Below are 17,461 nucleotides of genomic sequence, written 5' to 3'. Positions count from 1 at the left end.
CTAACCTATCAGTTAACTTTTTGACATATAACACCTTTCTGATCTGATAAAAGCGATATTCTGGCATCACTTTTCTCAAATCATCATCTGATATCTTATTTTTGGTTTTTAATTAAATGAATACTCGTAAAATTAAGGGAATACGCCCATTTAGTGCGCTTATTGACGCATGTTGGAAGGAAACTTACTCTTTTTCCCGTTTGATCAAAGATATGATTGCGGGGATCACCGTAGGGATTATTGCTATCCCCCTCGCAATGGCGCTGGCAATCGGCAGTGGCGTTGCGCCACAATATGGTCTCTATACTGCGGCTATTGCAGGTATTGTTATTGCCATTAGCGGAGGATCACGTTACAGCGTTTCCGGGCCAACTGCCGCTTTTGTGGTTATCCTCTATCCAGTTTCACAGCAATTTGGCCTGAGTGGTCTACTGATCGCGACGCTTATGTCAGGCGTTATTTTGCTTGTTATGGGGCTGGCGCGGTTTGGCCGACTTATTGAATATATCCCATTGTCTGTCACGCTTGGATTCACTTCCGGCATTGCAATTACTATCGCCACCATGCAGGTGCAGAATTTCTTTGGCCTGAAACTGGAACATGTGCCGGAAAATTATATTGATAAAGTGATTGCCCTCTCTCAAGGGTTTACTTCATTACAATTCAGCGACACACTCATCGGTTTAACCACGCTTCTGGTATTAATTTTCTGGCCGAAACTGGGATTAAAGTTACCGGGTCACTTACCGGCTTTGATTGCAGGCACAGGTATCATGGGTATCATGCATCTGTTAGGTCATGATGTGGCAACGATTGGTTCATCATTCAGTTATACGCTGGAAGATGGTACACAGGGTCAAGGTATTCCGCCAATTCTTCCTCAATTTGTGCTGCCGTGGAATCTGCCTGATACCCACTCTCTTGATATTAACTGGAATACGATATCAGCACTGCTACCCGCAGCATTTTCGATGGCAATGCTAGGAGCAATCGAGTCCCTGCTGTGTGCTGTTATTCTGGATGGCATGACCGGAAAAAAACATCATTCCAACAGTGAATTGATTGGTCAGGGAATGGGTAATATTGTAGCTCCCTTCTTTGGCGGGATCACCGCAACTGCGGCTATTGCCCGTTCCGCCGCCAATGTCCGTGCAGGTGCAACTTCACCCATTGCTGCGGTTGTTCACTCTCTGCTGGTTTTATTGACGTTGCTGGTTCTTGCTCCAATGCTTTCTTACCTGCCACTTGCAGCTATGTCTGCTATTTTGCTGATTGTGGCATGGAATATGAGTGAAGCTCATAAGGTAGTGGATTTAGCCCGTCGGGCTCCCAGAGACGATATCATCGTCATGTTGCTGTGCCTGTCATTAACGGTTCTATTTGATATGGTAATCGCAATTACTATTGGTATTGTTCTGGCATCGCTGTTGTTCATGCGTAAAATTGCCAATATGACTCGGATTAGTATTTCTCCTCTAACAAATAATGATAAAGATCTACTGGTTGTGCGAATTAATGGTCCGCTGTTTTTCGCTGCCGCAGAACGTATTTTTGCTGAACTCAAAGAAAAAAGTACTGATTATCAAACCATTGTCATGCAGTGGGATGCCGTCCCCGTTCTGGATGCTGGTGGACTGCACGCATTTCAGGGATTTATCCGTGAGATGGGAAAAGAGAAATATATCATTGTGTGTGATATCCCATTCCAACCATTGAAAACATTGGCAAGAGCCAACATCAAGCCGATTAAAGGGCAATTAAGTTTTTATGCCACTTTATCCAAGGTATTAGAAGAAATGGATTAACCTAAAGATCACTGAAATATTTGTAATTGAAGAATCCTCACGCTTTCTTTCGATTGCCTGTTTCTGACTATTTGCACGTGTTGTTGGCTTTGGGTCTGCCATCTCTTCAAATCAATTCTGTTAAAGAATCGTTTATAGCATACAGTTTATATTAAATATTGCATTGATTTTGGATTTTACAGTAGTAGTGTTTTTTTACAGCAATAGTATTTTTTACAGCAATAGCATTTATGCTCTTCGTATTTCAAGCTGCCTCTTTTAGCGTGTTATTATCAATAAAAATTTTTGAATAAGGATGAAAAATGAAATTTATAGAAGAGAAATTCGAAATTTTGCATGAAATAAATAAAGATGTTACAGGATTTTTGTTAATAGCGATGAATAAAGCGGCTAACGAGGGCTTCGATATAAGCGATTGCCATATAGACATTCGTCTTGTGGAAGCGCCAATAGATGCTCGAAAATATTACTCTGTGAGTTTTTATCCAATAAAAATTACGCCTGAAAATATAATGACTTATAATGAGGTGGCATTCGATTGTTTTAATGTTAATATTGACGCTGATACAAAAAAAATTATCACTAACTACCCTAGAAAATAACCGACTTATAATCAATTCCCAATTTTTTTAAGCGTGAGATCAATGTTGTTGGGTTGATTCCCAACAATTTTGCTGCTCCATCATCACCAAAAATTTTTCCTTTGGATTGTTTAACAGCAATCGAAAAGTTTTTAATTTCCAACTCCTTGAGTTGTTCTATGGTTAGCACACCTTCGGTTTTTTGTAGTTCATTGTGAATATTTTGACGTGAAATTTTAGACAGTTTTTGAGATAGTTGTTGATCTTGTTCTAGCAAATAGGTAAAGGAAACAACGCCTTGTTTTGCTGTAATTAGTGCCCGTTCAATGACATTTTGCAGCTCACGGATATTGCCGGGCCAGTCGTATTGCTGTAGTTCCAAAATATGCTTTTGTGAGAATGGTAAATAATTTATTTTACGACTATCGCAAATCAGTTTGGTAAAGTGTGTAACCAAAAGTGGAATATCTTCTTTACGCTCACGTAAGGCCGGTGCATAAATCGGGAATACATTTAAACGAAAGTACAAGTCTTCGCGAAAACGTTTGTGTTTCACTTCTTCTTTTAAATTGCGGTTGGTGGCAGCAATAATCCGCACATTCACATGCCGCGTCTTTTCTTCACCTACCCTCTCAAAGGTTCCTTCTTGCAACACACGTAACAATTTACTTTGTTGCTCTGGTTGAATTTCGCCAATTTCATCTAAAAATAATGTGCCCTGATCTGCCAATTCAAAACGTCCGACACGGTCACGCACAGCTCCAGTAAATGCACCTTTAACATGCCCGAAAAATTCACTTTCAAATAGTTCCGAAGGAATGGCTGCACAGTTGACCCGAATAAGCGGTTGCTGTTTACGGTGACTGGATTGGTGAATAGCACGGGCGATCAGCTCCTTGCCTGTACCGGAATCACCATAAATCATCACGTTGGCATCGGTTGGAGCGACTACATTGATTTTCTCAATAATCTGTAAAATAGATGCACTGTTGCCGACAATTTCATGGTATTTATTTTCTTGTAAAATTTCTTCTTGCAGATATTCGTTTTGCTGTTCCAGTCGGCTTTTTAAATCTTGCAGCTCTTCAAGGGCATGAGTCAGTTGTTTTTCGGTATTCAGCCGATCAGTAATATCGCGGAAAACTACCACTGCACCAATAATTTCACCGTCACGGATCACAGGAGTACTGGTAAACTCCACTGGAAAGTAACTTCCGTCACGGCGCCAAAAAATTTCCTGAATACCTTCATATACAATACCGTCATTTACCGCCGCATAAATCGGACACTCTTCTACAGGATAATGTTCGCCATTTTCATGGGTATGATGGTGAATCTGATGGATATTGTTACTCAGTACATCTTCAGGCTGTAATCCCAACATTTTAGCCCCGGCGGGGTTAATAAAGGTGCACAACCCTTGTTTATTGATACTGTAAATACCATCAGGCAAAGCGTTTATTGCGCAAGGGCTTTGAAACCAAAATATTGCTTTATGGGCCGGGTGTACAGCTGGGTGTACAACGTGGTTTTCCAACTTTAGGAGCAGAAGCTTTTCCAGGTCATTTGGCCGTCAATAATCAGTTGAAAGCCTTTATGGAAGAAGGTGGGGAAGTCTATGCCTGCCGTTTTGCGTTGCAAGCTATGTATGGTCAAACCGAAAAAGCGCTTATTCAGGGAGTCCGCCCAATTAATCCATTGGATGTAATGGATTTAAAACTGCTGATGCGTCGTGACAATGCCTTAATCATTGATACTTGGACTGTCTAAGTAAGACATAAACTATAAGGGGAATAAGACATGAACCGAATCATTAAAGCCGCCGCAGTGCAATGCAGTCCAGTGCTTTATAGCCAAGCCGCAACGGTAAAAAAATCTGTGGCATTATTTCTGAGCTTGGAAAACGAGGAGTGAAATTTGCCGTCTTTCCTGAAACCATAGTGCCTTATTACCCTTATTTTTCCTTTGTACAACCACCACTTGCCATGGGCAAAGAACATTTAAAACTATTGAATGAATCAGTAGTTGTACCTTCAGAAACAACCTTAGTGATTGGCCAGGCCTGCATTGAGGCTAACATGGTGGTGTCGATTGGCATCAATGAACGTGCAGGCGGTACGATTTATAACGCGCAACTGTTATTTGATGCCGATGGTTCAATCATTCAGCATCGCCGCAAAATTACTCCAACTTACCATGAACGAATGGTATGGGGACAAGGTGATGGCAGTGGCCTGCGTGCCATTGATTCTGCTGTGGGGCGTGTCGGCTCACTAGCATGCTGGGAACATTACAACCCGTTGGCACGCTTTGCCTTGATGGCAGATGGTGAGCAAATTCATGCTGCCATGTTTCCCGGTTCGTTGGTAGGACAAGTTTTTGCCGATCAAATCAGCGTAACCATTCAACACCATGCTTTAGAGTCCGGCTGTTTTGTGGTCAATTCCACCGCATGGCTGCATCCCGAACAGCAACAACAAATTATGCAGGATACCGGCTGTAGCATCGCTCCAATCTCAGGAGGATGCTTTACCGCCATTGTTTCTCCTGAAGGTAAGTTCATAGCTGAACCACTCATGCAAGGGGAAGGTTATTGCATTGCCGATCTGGATTTCAGCCTGATTGATAAACGCAAACGTATGATGGATTCAGTTGGGCATTATAGCCGTCCTGAATTGTTCAGCTTATTGATTAATCGCCGTCTGGCACATGTATTACACGAACTGAAAGCTGAAACATCAGATCAAAATCATCTCGAACAACTTTCAAAATTCAATGAAGCACATATCTAAATTGCATTGATTAAATCCAAGTAATTAGGGGGAAGGATGTCTGCAATACAACGATTTCCTGATTTACAGCTATTGACCGATTTGCAATGTAACGGTCTGAAATGGGAAGGCGAAGTTGGCTTGTCTCGTAAAGGTGGCGCTGGGCCAAGTGATCACAAGGCACTGAGTCTTAACAGGCAGACCATGATGATTCCTGTTCTGAATCTTGCAGCACAAGATTCGCCCTATACTGCAAAACCTGAGACGAACTCCGACAAGGTGATTGTTTTTAAAAACCGGACCCCGATCGCAACCTTAACTGCGCCTGCACGACCACGTTTTTATGATTTGAAAACTGCCGAAGGTATTTCCTATGAGCAAATTGCGACCTTGCATAGTCACAATGTGTTAGCAACCACGGTGTTACAGCATTGCATTCGTATGAATGACCAAGCAACTGCATGCCAATTTTGTTCAATTGATCAGTCTGTAAAAAATGGTCGAACTTTGATCCGCAAGCATCCACAACAATTGACAGAAGTCGCCAAGGCAGCCGTTGAGCTGGATGGTGTCAAACAAATGGTGATCACCACAGGTACACCAAATAAGGCGGATCGCGGGGCAAAAATTTTATATGACTCGGTTAAAGCGATTAAGGCGCAGGTTGATTTACCAATACAGATACAGTGTGAGCCCCCCGATGATTTTGCATGGTTTCAGCGTTTAAAAGATGCAGGTGCTGTGTCAATTGGGATGCATCTTGAAGCAGTAAGCGAGAAAATACGACAGAAAATTATGCCCGGTAAAGCCGAAGTATCATTGGAAAAATATTTTGCCGCATTTAAGGCAGCCGTTGCCGTATTCGGTCGGGGACAGGTCAGTACCTACATTTTGGCAGGTTTGGGCGACACCGAATTAGAAATCGTGGAGATGAGCGCCAAATTAACCAAAATTGGAGTGTATCCATTTGTGGTGCCGTTTGTGCCGATTCAGGGCACCCCATTGGAACATCATCCTAAACCTGATCCGGCTTTTATGCAGTCGCTTTATCCGAAAATTGGCCGGCAACTCAGACAACATGGCTTGAACTCGGAAAGTACTCAAGCAGGCTGTGCCAAATGTGGTGCCTGCTCTTCGCTGAAAGCATATGAATAAGGAGAATGTGAGATGGAACCTTTTCACTGTTCTTGGCAGCTTGAGCTAAACGAAAGGCTGAAAAAATTTCTTAGCGACGACATTATCATCAAAACTGTGTCGGAAGATTGGGAACTTCGTCAATACTATGGTTTACGTGAAGCGACTTTCCGCAATGAACAGAAAATATTAAAAGAAGATCGTGATGAGTATGATTTTAAAGCATTAGGTATTATTGCCATTGGGAAAATGTTCGGTGAGCGTGACCGGGTGATTGGTGCGGTGTGGATCTTCCCTGATATTGAACAAACGTGGTACGGCGGGCGCTTATGCGTAGATCCTTTATATCGACATTATCATACTATTGGTAAAGCGCTAATCAATGCAGCGGTATCAATCGCCAAAAACTTAGGCTGTCGTACTTTCTTAACCACTGTGCAAACTCAAAATGAACGCTATTTCCAAAAATTGGGTTGGAATAGTTTGCGTCAATTAACCATTGCCAACATTCCCCATATATTGATGCAGGCTCAGATTGAACATTATCCGTTACAGTATATCCCGATGCACGTCTATATGCAGAAGGAGGCGTACTGATGGAACTCAATCAATTATTTGAAATGCTAAGACATACACCCGCTATGCAGTCCAAGCAGACGCTTTACAGTATTTCAGCCAATACAACTTGCCATGTGGATTCATTGGACAGTTTATATGCCTATCCCGGAGATGATACGGCAGCGCTATTATTAAATAATCAAACGTTATTAAATGATCAATATATATTGCATGCCTGTGAGGGTATGTTGCCGAGTTTTGTAGCCAATCATCCTTATTTTGCCGGATGGTCAGCGATTATGGCGAATATTAGTGATATTGCAGCAATGGGCGGGCGGGCACTGTCAGTTGTGAACAGCTTTTGGCATACCAGTAGCAAACATGCCCAACAGCTAATGCAAGGCATGCAGGATGCCTGTAATGTTTATGGTGTGCCATTGGTTGGTGGACATACACATCTTGACGCAGTTTATCAACCCGCTTTATCAGTTGCGATTCAAGGTGTAGCGCGAAGACTGCTCTCAGTATTTCATGTCAAACCGCAACAAAAAATTCTGATTGCTTTAAATCTACAAGGACAGTTCCACCTCAATACCACTTATTGGAAATGCTTTGAACGTGTATCCAGTCACATTTTACGGTCACAACTTGCCTTGTTACCGCAATTGGCAGAGGAAAATCTGGCTCATTCCGCCCGTGATATTAGCTAATGCCGGCATTTTAGGCAGTTTGTTAATGTTGCTCGAAGCTACAGCATCAGGAGCAGATATCAACTTAGATGCTATTCCTAAACCGGATGATGTGGATTGGTTTAAATGGTTACAAATTTTCCCCAGTTTTGGTTTCTTACTGACTGCCGATACAGATAAATGTGAAGAAATTATCAGGCTGTTCTACAGTCAGGGCATTATCTGCACGGTGATTGGTGAAACCAATATCAGCGGTGTAATTGCAGTACAGCAGAAGCAACAAAAACAGCACAGTATATTTTGGGATTTTAACAACCAGATATTTACCGGCTTTTGTTATGCCAATGTCTTAAAAAAATTAACTTAAGAAAAGTAGATCAAATTGAATTCATTGAAATGACGAATAAATAAGAAGGATGTTCCATGTTAAATATCCAAAATAAAATGTTACAACCAAGTTATGATGTAGTGATTGTGGGTGGTGGTCAGGCAGGTTTATGTATCAGTCACTATTTGCAGAAAGCAGGCATTAGCCATGTGGTATTGGAAAAAGAAACTGAATTGACCCATAGCTGGCGCCGTAAACGTTGGGATAATTTTGCCTTGGTAACCCCTAACTGGCAGTGCTTATTGCCTGAACTCCTTACCAAGGGCAAGACCCTGATGGCTTTATGAAAAAGTATGAAATAGTGGAATATCTCGATACATTTATTAAAAAACTCAATCCTCCTGCCATTTTAAATATTCAGGTAGAACATGTGAGAAAAGTGACAACACATAAATTTGTCATTAAAACCAATCACGGTACAACCATTGCCAAACAGCTTGTTGTCGCAGCAGGCGGGTATCACACCCCGATTTATCCAAAACTAAGTGATACTTTGCCTGAATATATAAAAGTGATGCATTCGGAAGAATATTTAAACGCCAAACAACTGCCTGAGGGCGCGGTGTTGGTGGTCGGTTCGGGGCAGTCCGGCGCACAGATTGCTGAAGATTTACATCTGGCAGGCAAAAAAGTCTATTTATCGACAGGTGATGCACCACGTTGTGCTCGATTCTATCGTGGTAAAGATGTGGTGAAATGGCTGTTTGATATGGGTTATTACGAAACTACTGTCAAAGATCATTGTTATAATGAAGAAGTACGTAATAGTACCAACCACTATGTCACGGGACGTGACGGTGGACATGATATTGATCTGCGTAAATTTGCTTTAGAAGGTATGCAGTTGTTCGGACGTTTTGATGATTTTAAAGATGGTCAGCTCTGGTTTAGACCGGATTTATCAGAAAATCTCGATCGTGCTGATGCCACTTATAATCGTATTAATGCCTCAATTGATGAATATTTAGATAAGAACAATATTGCAACCAATGAACCTGCATCAGTGTATCAGCCTGTTTGGTGCCCTGAGCAAGAAATCACACACATTGATTTAGCAAAAGAAAATATTACTTCTGTGATTTGGTGTATCGGTTTTAGACCTGATTATTCATGGATGGATTTAGATATTTTCCAAGTCAATGGTTATCCGAATCATGACCGTGGAATTACTATTGACCCGGATGTCATGTTTATTGGTTTGCCGTGGTTATATACATGGGGTTCTGGGCGGTTTCTGGGGATCGATCAGGACGCCGCTTATGTAGTGCAGCATATTCAGCAACAAATTCGTGGCAACGCAGACAACTTAGCATCTTGTGGGTGAGATATCCCAACACTAGGGAAATGAAAAAAATCAGCGGTTACAGAAAAAAACGCCTGTAACCGCTTTATCAAACTTTATTAAGAGACCCTGACGGATACAGTGATTATTTGTCGGTATCCAGCTCCGGAAAATTTTTCACCACATCATCAATAGCTTTCATCTGCATCAGGAATGGTTTCAGTTTTGCCAGAGGCAATGCCGATGGGCCATCACATCTTGCATTTTCTGGTTCAGGATGAGCTTCAAGGAACAACCCCGCAATCCCCACCGCCATACCAGCGCGCGCCAACTCAGATACTTGCGCACGACGGCCACCGGAAGCTGCACCCAATGGATTACGGCACTGTAAAGAGTGAGTAACGTCAAAAATAACTGGTGAACCATTAGTTACCTGCTTCATGACGCCAAAGCCCAACATATCAACCACCAGATTGTCATAACCAAAATTACTGCCACGGTCACACAAAATAACCTGATCGTTGCCACCTTCCTTAAATTTCTCAACGATATTACCCATTTGACCCGGGCTGACAAACTGAGGTTTTTTGATGTTGATGATTGCGCCTGTTTTAGCCATCGCTTCAACCAGATCAGTCTGGCGAGCAAGAAAAGCGGGAAGCTGGATGACATCAACCACATCTGCAACAGGTTGGGCTTGCGCAGGTTCATGCACATCAGTGATGATTTTCACGCCGAAAGCCTGCTTCAGCTCCTGAAAAATTTTCATTCCCTCTTCTAAACCCGGCCCACGGTAGGAATGGATCGAGGAACGGTTAGCCTTATCAAAAGACGCCTTGAAAACATAAGGAATGCCCAGTTTTTGCGTTACAGTCACATAGTGCTCACAAATACGCATGGCCAAGTCCCGTGATTCAAGAACATTCATACCACCAAACAGTACAAAAGGCAGATTATTTGCGACCTTGATGTCACCAATATTAACCACTTTCTGTTGCATGCTTATACCTTCTCTTGTTAAGGGCAAATAAATTTGCAGTATTCATAAAAAAATAAATAAAGAGCAGAGAAATTCCGTCTTATGACGACATTCTTGTAACGATATTTAATGGAGGATAATCGCTCTCTGCTCAATGGAGTTAATCTGCATTTTTAGCATTTCTGAGACAGGGTCCTCAGGGCAGTGCTCCACGAAATAGCTCAAATCTGAGACAGCAATGTGACTACAATCGAGCTGTACATAAATCAGCCCACGGTCGCGGATTTCATACGGATCATCAGGGTCAAACATCAGCACGATTTCACTGGCTTTAAGTGCTAGCTCCATCTTTTTTTCTTGCATTAAGGAAGTTTTGATGGTGTCGGTAGCTTTTCGCACGACACTGGCGTTATCCGCCCCCTGTAAGTCTTTGTTTTTCAGGCCAACTGTTGGACCAATATGACCTTTTAACCAGACATCAAGTATATGCTCGGTGAGCGTATCGCCATTCATAGGATTAATGAACCATGTTGGCTCATCAGTGAAATCAATCCGCAAGATTAGCTGTGTCGGGAATATGACGGGCTGTACGGGCAATCCCAGCGCCTGAGCAATGTGTGAAAATACCGTCCCCAGTGTTACGGGGGCGCCTTGATGTGAACGCAGTACATTATCCAACCATAGAGTATCAGACAAACAATACACCCCATTCGCTCCGCGGAATTTCCACTCTCGATAAAAAAGCGTCAATAACGATTGCAATTTTGTTTTAGTGTCAGTTATGGAGGAAACTTTTTGCTGTGCTTCTTCAACCAAGGCGGTTAATTGCTCAATCACTAATATTTGAGGAAAATCAGGACGAATGGCCCGTGTTACTAGAATAATACCGTCTATCAGGGAAGCATTATTGAATTCATAATTAACTATGGTTTTCATTTTTATTCCATCGACCTGTCGTGATACGTTCGTTACCACCATAATCCTGAAAGGTCTCTATCTGTTGATAACCTTTTTCCAAAAATAGGTTTCTAACAACGATTCCCTGTTTCCAGCCATGTTCCAATAATAGCCATCCGTTTGGTAACAGGAAGTGGCGAGCCTGTTCCACAATTGTCTGCAAATCTGCCATGCCATTTTGGGCAGCAATCAATGCAGTGGCCGGTTCAAACCTGACATCTCCTTCACCCAGATGAGGGTCAAGCTCATCAATATACGGAGGATTACTGACAATCATATCAAATTGCTGTTTCCCAACTGCTGAGAACCACTCACTTTGTAAAAAATTCACATTGTGAAAAGGCTGATTGCGGAAAGGTAACTTTTCGGCATTTTTTTCAGCGTTATATTTCGCCAATGCCACGGCATCGGGATTGATATCCACCCCTGTTACATGACAATCATGCCGTTCACTCGCCAATGCCAATGCAATAGCCCCCGTTCCCGTACCAAGATCCAGAATCTGTGCAGGTAAATCAGGCAGCAATTCCAGGGCTTTTTTAACTAAGCATTCCGTATCAGGGCGTGGGATCAAGGTTGCTGGTGATACAGCAAGGGGCAACGACCAAAATTCGCGCTCCCCTACAATATAAGCGATCGGCTCTCCCTGAATGCGTCGAGCCAGAAAAGCATCAAGCTGGCTGGCTTCCTCCGGAGAAATAGGCGTTTCATTGAATGCAATCAAATAAGTGCGGGAACGCCCTGTTACGTATTGCAACAAAATTTCTGCATCACGCTTAGGGCTGTCACTTTCAGTCAACTGCATAGCTGCATGCTGGAGCCAGTGTTGATAATTCATCAATCCTGCTCTGACAATGCGGATAATTGGTCTGCTTGATATTCAGTAATGATAGGCTGGATAAGCATATCCAGTTTGCCTTCCATCACTTCTTCAAGGCGATATAATGTTAAGTTGATACGGTGATCAGTAACCCGTCCCTGTGGGAAGTTATAAGTACGGTTGCGATCTGAACGGTCGCCAGAGCCGAGCAAGTTGCGGCGTTCAGAAGCCTCGGCTTCCTGACGCTTTTGCATATCAGCGGCACGAATACGCGCAGCCAGCACAGACATTGCTTTTGCTTTATTTTTATGTTGTGAACGCTCATCCTGACACTCCACAACAATACCCGTCGGAAGGTGGGTAATTCGAATTGCAGAGTCAGTGGTATTGACGTGCTGCCCACCCGCACCGGAGGAACGAAAAGTGTCAATTTTCAGATCGCTTGGGCTGATTTCCGGTAATTCCGCTTCTGGAATTTCTGGCAAAATAGCCACTGTGCAAGCAGAAGTATGAATACGCCCTTGAGATTCGGTTTCCGGCACACGCTGAACACGATGACCGCCAGACTCAAATTTCAAGTGACCATAAACTTGTTCACCAGAAATTTTAGCAATCACTTCTTTATATCCACCATGTTCGCCTTCATTGGCGCTCATGATCTCAACTTTCCAACGGTGGGATTCTGCATAACGGCTGTACATGCGGAATAAATCCCCGGCAAATATTGCCGCTTCATCACCACCGGTTCCAGCACGAACCTCAAGGAAACAGTTGCGTTCATCATCCGGATCTTTTGGTAATAACAGCACTTGCAGTTGCTGTTCCAACTCTTCATTACGAATTTTTGCGCCCTTGAGTTCTTCCTGCGCCATTTCCCGCATTTCGGGATCATCAAGCATCATCTCGGCTGTTTCTATATCATCCTGAACGCTTTTCCAAGCTTTAAAACAGTTAGTCACATCAGTCAATTGAGCATATTCTTTTGAGAGTGCCCGAAAACGCTCTTGATCAGTGATCACTTCAGCATCACCGAGGTGAGCCAAAACTTCTTCATGGCGTTCTTGTAATGCTTCCAATTTAGCGACAATAGAAGACTTCATTCGTAATATCAGACCTTATTTAGAATAGGTTTAGAATAGGGTTAGTTATGATCCAGCCCAAGGCTGTCCCGTAATAGATTCAGGCGTTCCAAATCGCCATCGCTGGCAGCTTGTTGGAGAGATTTAGTCGGTGAGTGAATCAGACGATTCGTCAATTGATGGGTCAATTGGTTGATGATCTGTTCAGCGTCAGCACCCTGCCTTATGGACATCAATGCTTTTGCCGTCATTTCAGCCCTGATTTTCTCTGCTTGTTCCCGGTATTCACGAATTGTATTAACAGCACCTTGAGAACGCAACCAATCCATGAAATGGCTGCTTTCTTGTTGAACAATATCTTCCGCAACAACCGCCGCAGCTTTGCGTTGGGCAAGATTTTGCTGAATGATAGCCTGTAAGTCATCCACGCTATACAGATAAACATCACTCAATTTTTCAACATCCGGCTCAATATCACGGGGAACGGCAATATCAATCAGCAACATCGGCTGGTTGCGCCGTAATTTCAACGCTCTTTCGACCATGCCTTTGCCAATGATTGGCAACGGGCTGGCAGTGGAGCTAATTACAATATCAGCTTCGGCCAATCGGGTATCAATATCCGGTAGGGAAATGACTTCTGCATTGACTTCACTGGCAAGCATTTGTGCACGTTCTTTCGTACGATTAGCGATCATCATGTGATACACACGATGCTCTTTGAGGTGTCGGGCTACCAGTTCAATCGTCTCCCCTGCTCCCACTAACAGGATATTCAGTTGAGAAAGGGATTCGAAAATTTGTCGTGCCAGTGTGCAAGCAGCAAATGCCACGGAAACGGCATTTGCACCAATTTCTGTTTCTGTTCTGACCCGCTTGGCCACTGAGAAAGATTTTTGGAACAAGCGTTCGAGTTCACTTGACAGTGATTGATAACTTTGTGACTCAGCAAAGGCCTTTTTCACTTGTCCCAAAATCTGCGGTTCGCCCAATACCAAAGAATCCAAGCCGCTGGCGACCCGCATCAAATGGCTGACGGCCTCATTATCCACATGCCAGTAAAGGCTTTTTGTCAAATCATCAGGATTAAGGCGATGGTATTTGCATAGCCAATTAATTAACTGTTCTTTAAAATTACCCTGCTGCTCAACGCTGAGGTAAAGCTCCGTGCGGTTGCAGGTAGACAGCACAACACCGCCTCGCACCAGTGGTTGCTGGAGCAAGTCATCAAGCGCTAGCCCTATCGTGTCAGGAGAAAAGGCCACCCGCTCACGTAAGGAAACAGGTGCTGTTTTATGGTTGATACCGAGTGCTAATAAAGTCATCTTCACTGCATTGAGTTATCACAGGGGGGCAAGATAATAATGATATTAATAATTATTCTCATAAACTCACACCCTTCATAAGGATTCTCATTGGTCGAGCATTCTACTTGATGCATCAGTTCAATAAAAGTCAATCGGATGGTTCTGCGATAATTTATTCGAGAATTCTTACCAAATTTTCGCTAAATTACCCGCCTGATTATAAAATTGGGTGACACGCCCTAAATTGTCATATTTAAATACTGCCATATTTATAACCAATAGAACTCAAGTTTCAAACTTTCCTACCACCAAGGGTTACCGTATGAAAATGTCTTCGTTTTTTCGCTTACTTCCCCTATCCGGTGTTTTACTGACGGCCTGTACAATCACACAACCCCCAATGGGCACAGGATCAGCGGATACCCCACAATGGCATGCTCGTGAACAACAACTGACAAAGCTGGAACATTACCAAACCCGGGGTTCTTTCGCTTATTTGGCAAATGAAAAAAAAGTGTATGCCCGTTTTTTCTGGCAACAATATTCGCCTGACAATTATAAATTACTGCTGCTCAACCCACTGGGTACAACAGAATTGGAATTATTTGTTAAACCGAACATGATTCAAGTCACTGACAATAACGGTAAAAAATATCTCAGTGATGAGCCAGAATCCTTAATTTACCAGCTTACCAATATGAATATCCCTCTGGATAACCTGAAAAGTTGGATTATCGGTTTGCCCGGCAGTACTAAAGATTTTCAGTTGGATGCCAACTACCTGCTTAAATCCGTGAGTGACAAAAAAAATGGTGAAGTTTGGCGAGTCAATTATCAGGGATACGATACCTCGATCACACCAGCCTTACCCACTCGATTGGAGCTTACCCAAGGGAAAAATCGCATAAAATTAAAGATGGATAACTGGACGATTCAATAATGACTTTAACCTGGCCCTCTCCGGCAAAATTGAATTTATTTTTGTATATCACAGGGCAACGACCTGATGGTTACCACGAACTGCAAACGCTATTTCAATTTCTGGATTATGGCGATGAAATCACCATTTCACCGCGTCAGGATAATGAAATCCGCTTGCTGACTCCGGTTGCAGGCGTAGCCCATGATGATAATTTGATCGTGCGGGCATCCCGATTATTACAGAATCATATATTACAAAGACGCATACTATTACAAAAACACACATTATTACAAAAACATACGCTATTACAAAAAAATACATTGCAGAATCGCAATGAGAGCGCTCAATTAGGAACCGAATGCTTAGGAGCCGATATTCACATTGATAAATGCCTGCCGATGGGCGGAGGCTTGGGGGGCGGCTCTTCCAATGCTGCGACGGTATTGATTGCTCTGAACTATCATTGGCAAGCCAATCTGTCCGATGATGAACTGGCGCAGCTTGGAGTTTGTCTTGGCGCAGACGTTCCCGTATTTGTTAAAGGTCATGCTGCCTTTGCCGAAGGCATCGGGGAAAAACTCCAGCCCGCCTCACCAGAAGAGAAATGGTTTTTGGTTGTCCACCCCGGAATTGAGATATCAACTCCGACGATCTTCACAGATCCTGAATTAAAAAGAAATTCTCCGATTCGCTCTCTACCCGCATTATTGCAGGCACCATTTGCAAATGATTGTGAGCCAATCGCAAGAAAACGTTTTCGTAAGGTTGAACAGCTTCTTTTATGGCTGTTAGAATATGCACCGTCACGCCTGACCGGAACCGGTGCATGTGTTTTCGGCGAGTTCGAATCAGAAGCATCGGCCCGTAAGGTGTTAAATCAAGCCCCAGAGTGGATGCAGGGCTTTGTTACGCGTGGCGTTAACATTTCTCCGTTGCATACATTCCGCTCTGGGATACCCGTGTTATTGAACCAATGAGCAATATTTGTTTGATTGGTCAACAATATCTCTCTGGACGCAAGCCTGAGGTTTTTCTCGTGCCCGATATGAAGCTTTTTGCTGGTAATGCTACACCTGAACTAGCACAACGTGTTGCCAACCGCCTGTACACTAGCCTGGGAGACGCTGCTGTCGGTCGTTTTAGCGACGGTGAAGTCAGTGTTCAAATCAATGAAAATGTACGCGGTGGTGATGTTTTCATCATCCAGTCCACTTGTGCACCAACCAACGACAACCTGATGGAATTAGTCGTTATGGTCGATGCGTTACGTCGTGCTTCTGCTGGTCGTATTACCGCTGTTATTCCTTACTTCGGTTATGCTCGTCAGGATCGCCGTGTCCGTTCAGCACGTGTACCTATCACTGCCAAAGTTGTCGCGGACTTTCTGTCCAGCGTTGGTGTAGACCGTGTTCTTACCGTTGACCTACACGCCGAACAGATCCAAGGTTTCTTTGATGTGCCAGTTGATAATGTATTTGGTAGTCCAATTCTTCTGGAAGATATGCTCCAGAAAGGTCTGGAAAACCCGATTGTTGTGTCTCCAGATATCGGTGGTGTTGTGCGCGCCCGTGCAATTGCCAAACTGCTGAATGATACAGATATGGCTATCATTGATAAACGTCGCCCGCGTGCAAACGTTTCTCAAGTTATGCATATCATTGGTGATGTTGCTGGCCGTGATTGCGTTCTGGTTGATGACATGATCGATACAGGTGGCACACTGTGCAAAGCAGCTGAAGCATTGAAAGAGCGTGGAGCAAAGCGGGTATTTGCTTATGCAACCCACCCTATTTTCTCTGGCAATGCAGTGGAAAACATCAAGAACTCAGTGATTGATGAATTTATTGTCTGTGACACAATTCCTCTGTCTGATGAGATCAAGGCATTGAACAAAGTTCGTACTTTAACACTATCTGGTATGCTTGCTGAAGCTATTCGCCGTATCAGCAATGAAGAGTCTATCTCTGCTATGTTTGAGCACTAATGTTTGAGTACTAATGTTTGAGCATGAATGTTTAAGCTTTAGCGTTAATATTAAGCGCTAACTTATTCAAGTGATTAAATAAATCATTGCTTAAAAAAACCCCGTGGCTGCATTTGCAGCGGCGGGGTTTTCTGTTTATTTGATATACATAGCTAATATTTTCATCAAGAATTAATAACATTGATGAATATTAAAATAAGATTAA

General features: G+C 43.1%; 18 protein-coding genes and 1 pseudogene. 13 read left to right on the top strand and 6 right to left on the bottom strand.

The genetic code is table 11. The features are described 5' to 3' along the window. The first annotated feature begins 116 nt into the window (after window positions 1–116). Window positions 117–1,805 (top strand): C4-dicarboxylic acid transporter DauA, encoded by a 1,689-nt coding sequence (dauA, locus tag BM135_RS10545; protein WP_092519693.1) that lies wholly within the window; start codon window positions 117–119, stop codon window positions 1,803–1,805. 302 nt (window positions 1,806–2,107) lie between these two features. Continuing rightward, window positions 2,108–2,407: a hypothetical protein gene (locus tag BM135_RS10540; RefSeq protein WP_092519692.1), complete on the top strand. Its 300-nt coding sequence runs from the start codon at window positions 2,108–2,110 to the stop codon at window positions 2,405–2,407. Here the strand turns inward: BM135_RS10540 and BM135_RS10535 are convergent. After that, complete coding sequence (locus tag BM135_RS10535) at window positions 2,397–3,803, bottom strand: sigma-54 interaction domain-containing protein (RefSeq protein ID WP_245737378.1); 1,407 nt, start codon at window positions 3,801–3,803, stop codon at window positions 2,397–2,399. The two genes, BM135_RS10540 and BM135_RS10535, sit on opposite strands and share 11 nt — an antisense overlap. Before the next feature lie 29 nt (window positions 3,804–3,832). On the opposite strand from BM135_RS10535, the pseudogene BM135_RS10530 reads away from it, so the two are divergent. From BM135_RS10530 to BM135_RS10505, 8 genes and pseudogenes are all read left to right on the top strand, one after another. Next, window positions 3,833–4,156 (top strand): annotated as a pseudogene (locus tag BM135_RS10530) (MSMEG_0572/Sll0783 family nitrogen starvation response protein); the annotation flags it as partial. A 140-nt stretch (window positions 4,157–4,296) separates the two neighbouring features. Then, window positions 4,297–5,178, top strand: coding sequence for a nitrilase-related carbon-nitrogen hydrolase (locus tag BM135_RS10525; RefSeq protein ID WP_245737375.1), 882 nt, complete (start codon window positions 4,297–4,299; stop codon window positions 5,176–5,178). 36 nt (window positions 5,179–5,214) lie between these two features. After that, window positions 5,215–6,312: an MSMEG_0568 family radical SAM protein gene (locus tag BM135_RS10520; RefSeq protein ID WP_092519691.1), complete on the top strand. Its 1,098-nt coding sequence runs from the start codon at window positions 5,215–5,217 to the stop codon at window positions 6,310–6,312. Between the two features lie 12 nt (window positions 6,313–6,324). Further along, window positions 6,325–6,888 (top strand): MSMEG_0567/Sll0786 family nitrogen starvation N-acetyltransferase, encoded by a 564-nt coding sequence (locus tag BM135_RS10515; RefSeq protein WP_092519690.1) that lies wholly within the window; start codon window positions 6,325–6,327, stop codon window positions 6,886–6,888. Further along, on the top strand, window positions 6,888–7,559 hold the full coding sequence (locus tag BM135_RS10510) for an AIR synthase related protein (protein WP_245737374.1): 672 nt from the start codon (window positions 6,888–6,890) through the stop codon (window positions 7,557–7,559). The genes BM135_RS10515 and BM135_RS10510 overlap by 1 nt, the downstream gene beginning before the upstream one ends. Before the next feature lie 25 nt (window positions 7,560–7,584). Next, window positions 7,585–7,905, top strand: coding sequence for a hypothetical protein (locus BM135_RS17475; protein ID WP_245737373.1), 321 nt, complete (start codon window positions 7,585–7,587; stop codon window positions 7,903–7,905). Between the two features lie 56 nt (window positions 7,906–7,961). Next, window positions 7,962–8,213, top strand: coding sequence for an FAD-dependent oxidoreductase (locus tag BM135_RS17470; RefSeq protein ID WP_245737372.1), 252 nt, complete (start codon window positions 7,962–7,964; stop codon window positions 8,211–8,213). Beyond that, window positions 8,210–9,250: an MSMEG_0569 family flavin-dependent oxidoreductase gene (locus tag BM135_RS10505; protein ID WP_245737371.1), complete on the top strand. Its 1,041-nt coding sequence runs from the start codon at window positions 8,210–8,212 to the stop codon at window positions 9,248–9,250. Before BM135_RS17470 ends, BM135_RS10505 begins: the two co-directional genes overlap by 4 nt. Before the next feature lie 103 nt (window positions 9,251–9,353). Here the strand turns inward: BM135_RS10505 and kdsA are convergent, their stop codons facing one another. The 5 genes from kdsA to hemA form a co-directional block, all read right to left on the bottom strand. After that, window positions 9,354–10,208 (bottom strand): 3-deoxy-8-phosphooctulonate synthase, encoded by an 855-nt coding sequence (kdsA, locus tag BM135_RS10500; protein ID WP_092519689.1) that lies wholly within the window; start codon window positions 10,206–10,208, stop codon window positions 9,354–9,356. A gap of 105 nt (window positions 10,209–10,313) precedes the next feature. Next, entirely contained in the window at window positions 10,314–11,123 is an 810-nt protein-coding gene (gene sirB1 / locus BM135_RS10495; protein WP_092519688.1) for an invasion regulator SirB1, read from the bottom strand. Beyond that, on the bottom strand, window positions 11,107–11,982 hold the full coding sequence (prmC, locus tag BM135_RS10490) for a peptide chain release factor N(5)-glutamine methyltransferase (RefSeq protein WP_092519687.1): 876 nt from the start codon (window positions 11,980–11,982) through the stop codon (window positions 11,107–11,109). Before prmC ends, sirB1 begins: the two co-directional genes overlap by 17 nt. Continuing rightward, on the bottom strand, window positions 11,982–13,064 hold the full coding sequence (gene prfA, locus BM135_RS10485; protein ID WP_092519686.1) for a peptide chain release factor 1: 1,083 nt from the start codon (window positions 13,062–13,064) through the stop codon (window positions 11,982–11,984). The genes prmC and prfA overlap by 1 nt, the downstream gene beginning before the upstream one ends. A gap of 41 nt (window positions 13,065–13,105) precedes the next feature. After that, entirely contained in the window at window positions 13,106–14,368 is a 1,263-nt protein-coding gene (gene hemA / locus BM135_RS10480) for a glutamyl-tRNA reductase (RefSeq protein ID WP_092519685.1), read from the bottom strand. Window positions 14,369–14,672: 304 nt separating this feature from the next. On the opposite strand from hemA, the gene lolB reads away from it, so the two are divergent. Genes lolB through prs form a run of 3 tightly spaced genes read left to right on the top strand, consistent with a single transcriptional unit; the run spans window position 14,673 to window position 17,256 of the window. Then, the gene (gene lolB, locus BM135_RS10475) at window positions 14,673–15,290 is read left to right on the top strand and encodes a lipoprotein insertase outer membrane protein LolB (protein WP_092519684.1); all 618 of its coding nucleotides are present in this window, start codon (window positions 14,673–14,675) and stop codon (window positions 15,288–15,290) included. Beyond that, the gene (ispE, locus tag BM135_RS10470) at window positions 15,290–16,249 is read left to right on the top strand and encodes a 4-(cytidine 5'-diphospho)-2-C-methyl-D-erythritol kinase (RefSeq protein WP_092519683.1); all 960 of its coding nucleotides are present in this window, start codon (window positions 15,290–15,292) and stop codon (window positions 16,247–16,249) included. The genes lolB and ispE overlap by 1 nt, the downstream gene beginning before the upstream one ends. A 59-nt stretch (window positions 16,250–16,308) precedes the next feature. After that, entirely contained in the window at window positions 16,309–17,256 is a 948-nt protein-coding gene (gene prs, locus BM135_RS10465) for a ribose-phosphate diphosphokinase (protein ID WP_139204099.1), read from the top strand. Window positions 17,257–17,461: the final 205 nt, after the last annotated feature.

The organism is Xenorhabdus japonica (assembly GCF_900115195.1).
In the GTDB taxonomy this organism is placed as follows: domain Bacteria; phylum Pseudomonadota; class Gammaproteobacteria; order Enterobacterales; family Enterobacteriaceae; genus Xenorhabdus; species Xenorhabdus japonica.
The sequence above is the reverse complement of the archived record's forward strand: the minus strand, read 5'-3'. Positions and strand labels throughout refer to the sequence as shown.

Coding starts and splice junctions, on each gene's coding strand:
- hemA (WP_092519685.1), bottom strand. CDS start 14,368: ATGACTTTATTAGCACTCGGTATCAACCATAAAACAGCACCTGTTTCC.
- lolB (WP_092519684.1), top strand. CDS start 14,673: ATGAAAATGTCTTCGTTTTTTCGCTTACTTCCCCTATCCGGTGTTTTA.
- ispE (WP_092519683.1), top strand. CDS start 15,290: ATGACTTTAACCTGGCCCTCTCCGGCAAAATTGAATTTATTTTTGTAT.
- prfA (WP_092519686.1), bottom strand. CDS start 13,064: ATGAAGTCTTCTATTGTCGCTAAATTGGAAGCATTACAAGAACGCCAT.
- BM135_RS10505 (WP_245737371.1), top strand. CDS start 8,210: ATGAAAAAGTATGAAATAGTGGAATATCTCGATACATTTATTAAAAAA.
- prmC (WP_092519687.1), bottom strand. CDS start 11,982: ATGAATTATCAACACTGGCTCCAGCATGCAGCTATGCAGTTGACTGAA.
- kdsA (WP_092519689.1), bottom strand. CDS start 10,208: ATGCAACAGAAAGTGGTTAATATTGGTGACATCAAGGTCGCAAATAAT.
- BM135_RS17475 (WP_245737373.1), top strand. CDS start 7,585: ATGTTGCTCGAAGCTACAGCATCAGGAGCAGATATCAACTTAGATGCT.
- BM135_RS10515 (WP_092519690.1), top strand. CDS start 6,325: ATGGAACCTTTTCACTGTTCTTGGCAGCTTGAGCTAAACGAAAGGCTG.
- BM135_RS10520 (WP_092519691.1), top strand. CDS start 5,215: ATGTCTGCAATACAACGATTTCCTGATTTACAGCTATTGACCGATTTG.
- sirB1 (WP_092519688.1), bottom strand. CDS start 11,123: ATGAAAACCATAGTTAATTATGAATTCAATAATGCTTCCCTGATAGAC.
- BM135_RS10540 (WP_092519692.1), top strand. CDS start 2,108: ATGAAATTTATAGAAGAGAAATTCGAAATTTTGCATGAAATAAATAAA.
- dauA (WP_092519693.1), top strand. CDS start 117: ATGAATACTCGTAAAATTAAGGGAATACGCCCATTTAGTGCGCTTATT.
- BM135_RS10510 (WP_245737374.1), top strand. CDS start 6,888: ATGGAACTCAATCAATTATTTGAAATGCTAAGACATACACCCGCTATG.
- BM135_RS17470 (WP_245737372.1), top strand. CDS start 7,962: ATGTTAAATATCCAAAATAAAATGTTACAACCAAGTTATGATGTAGTG.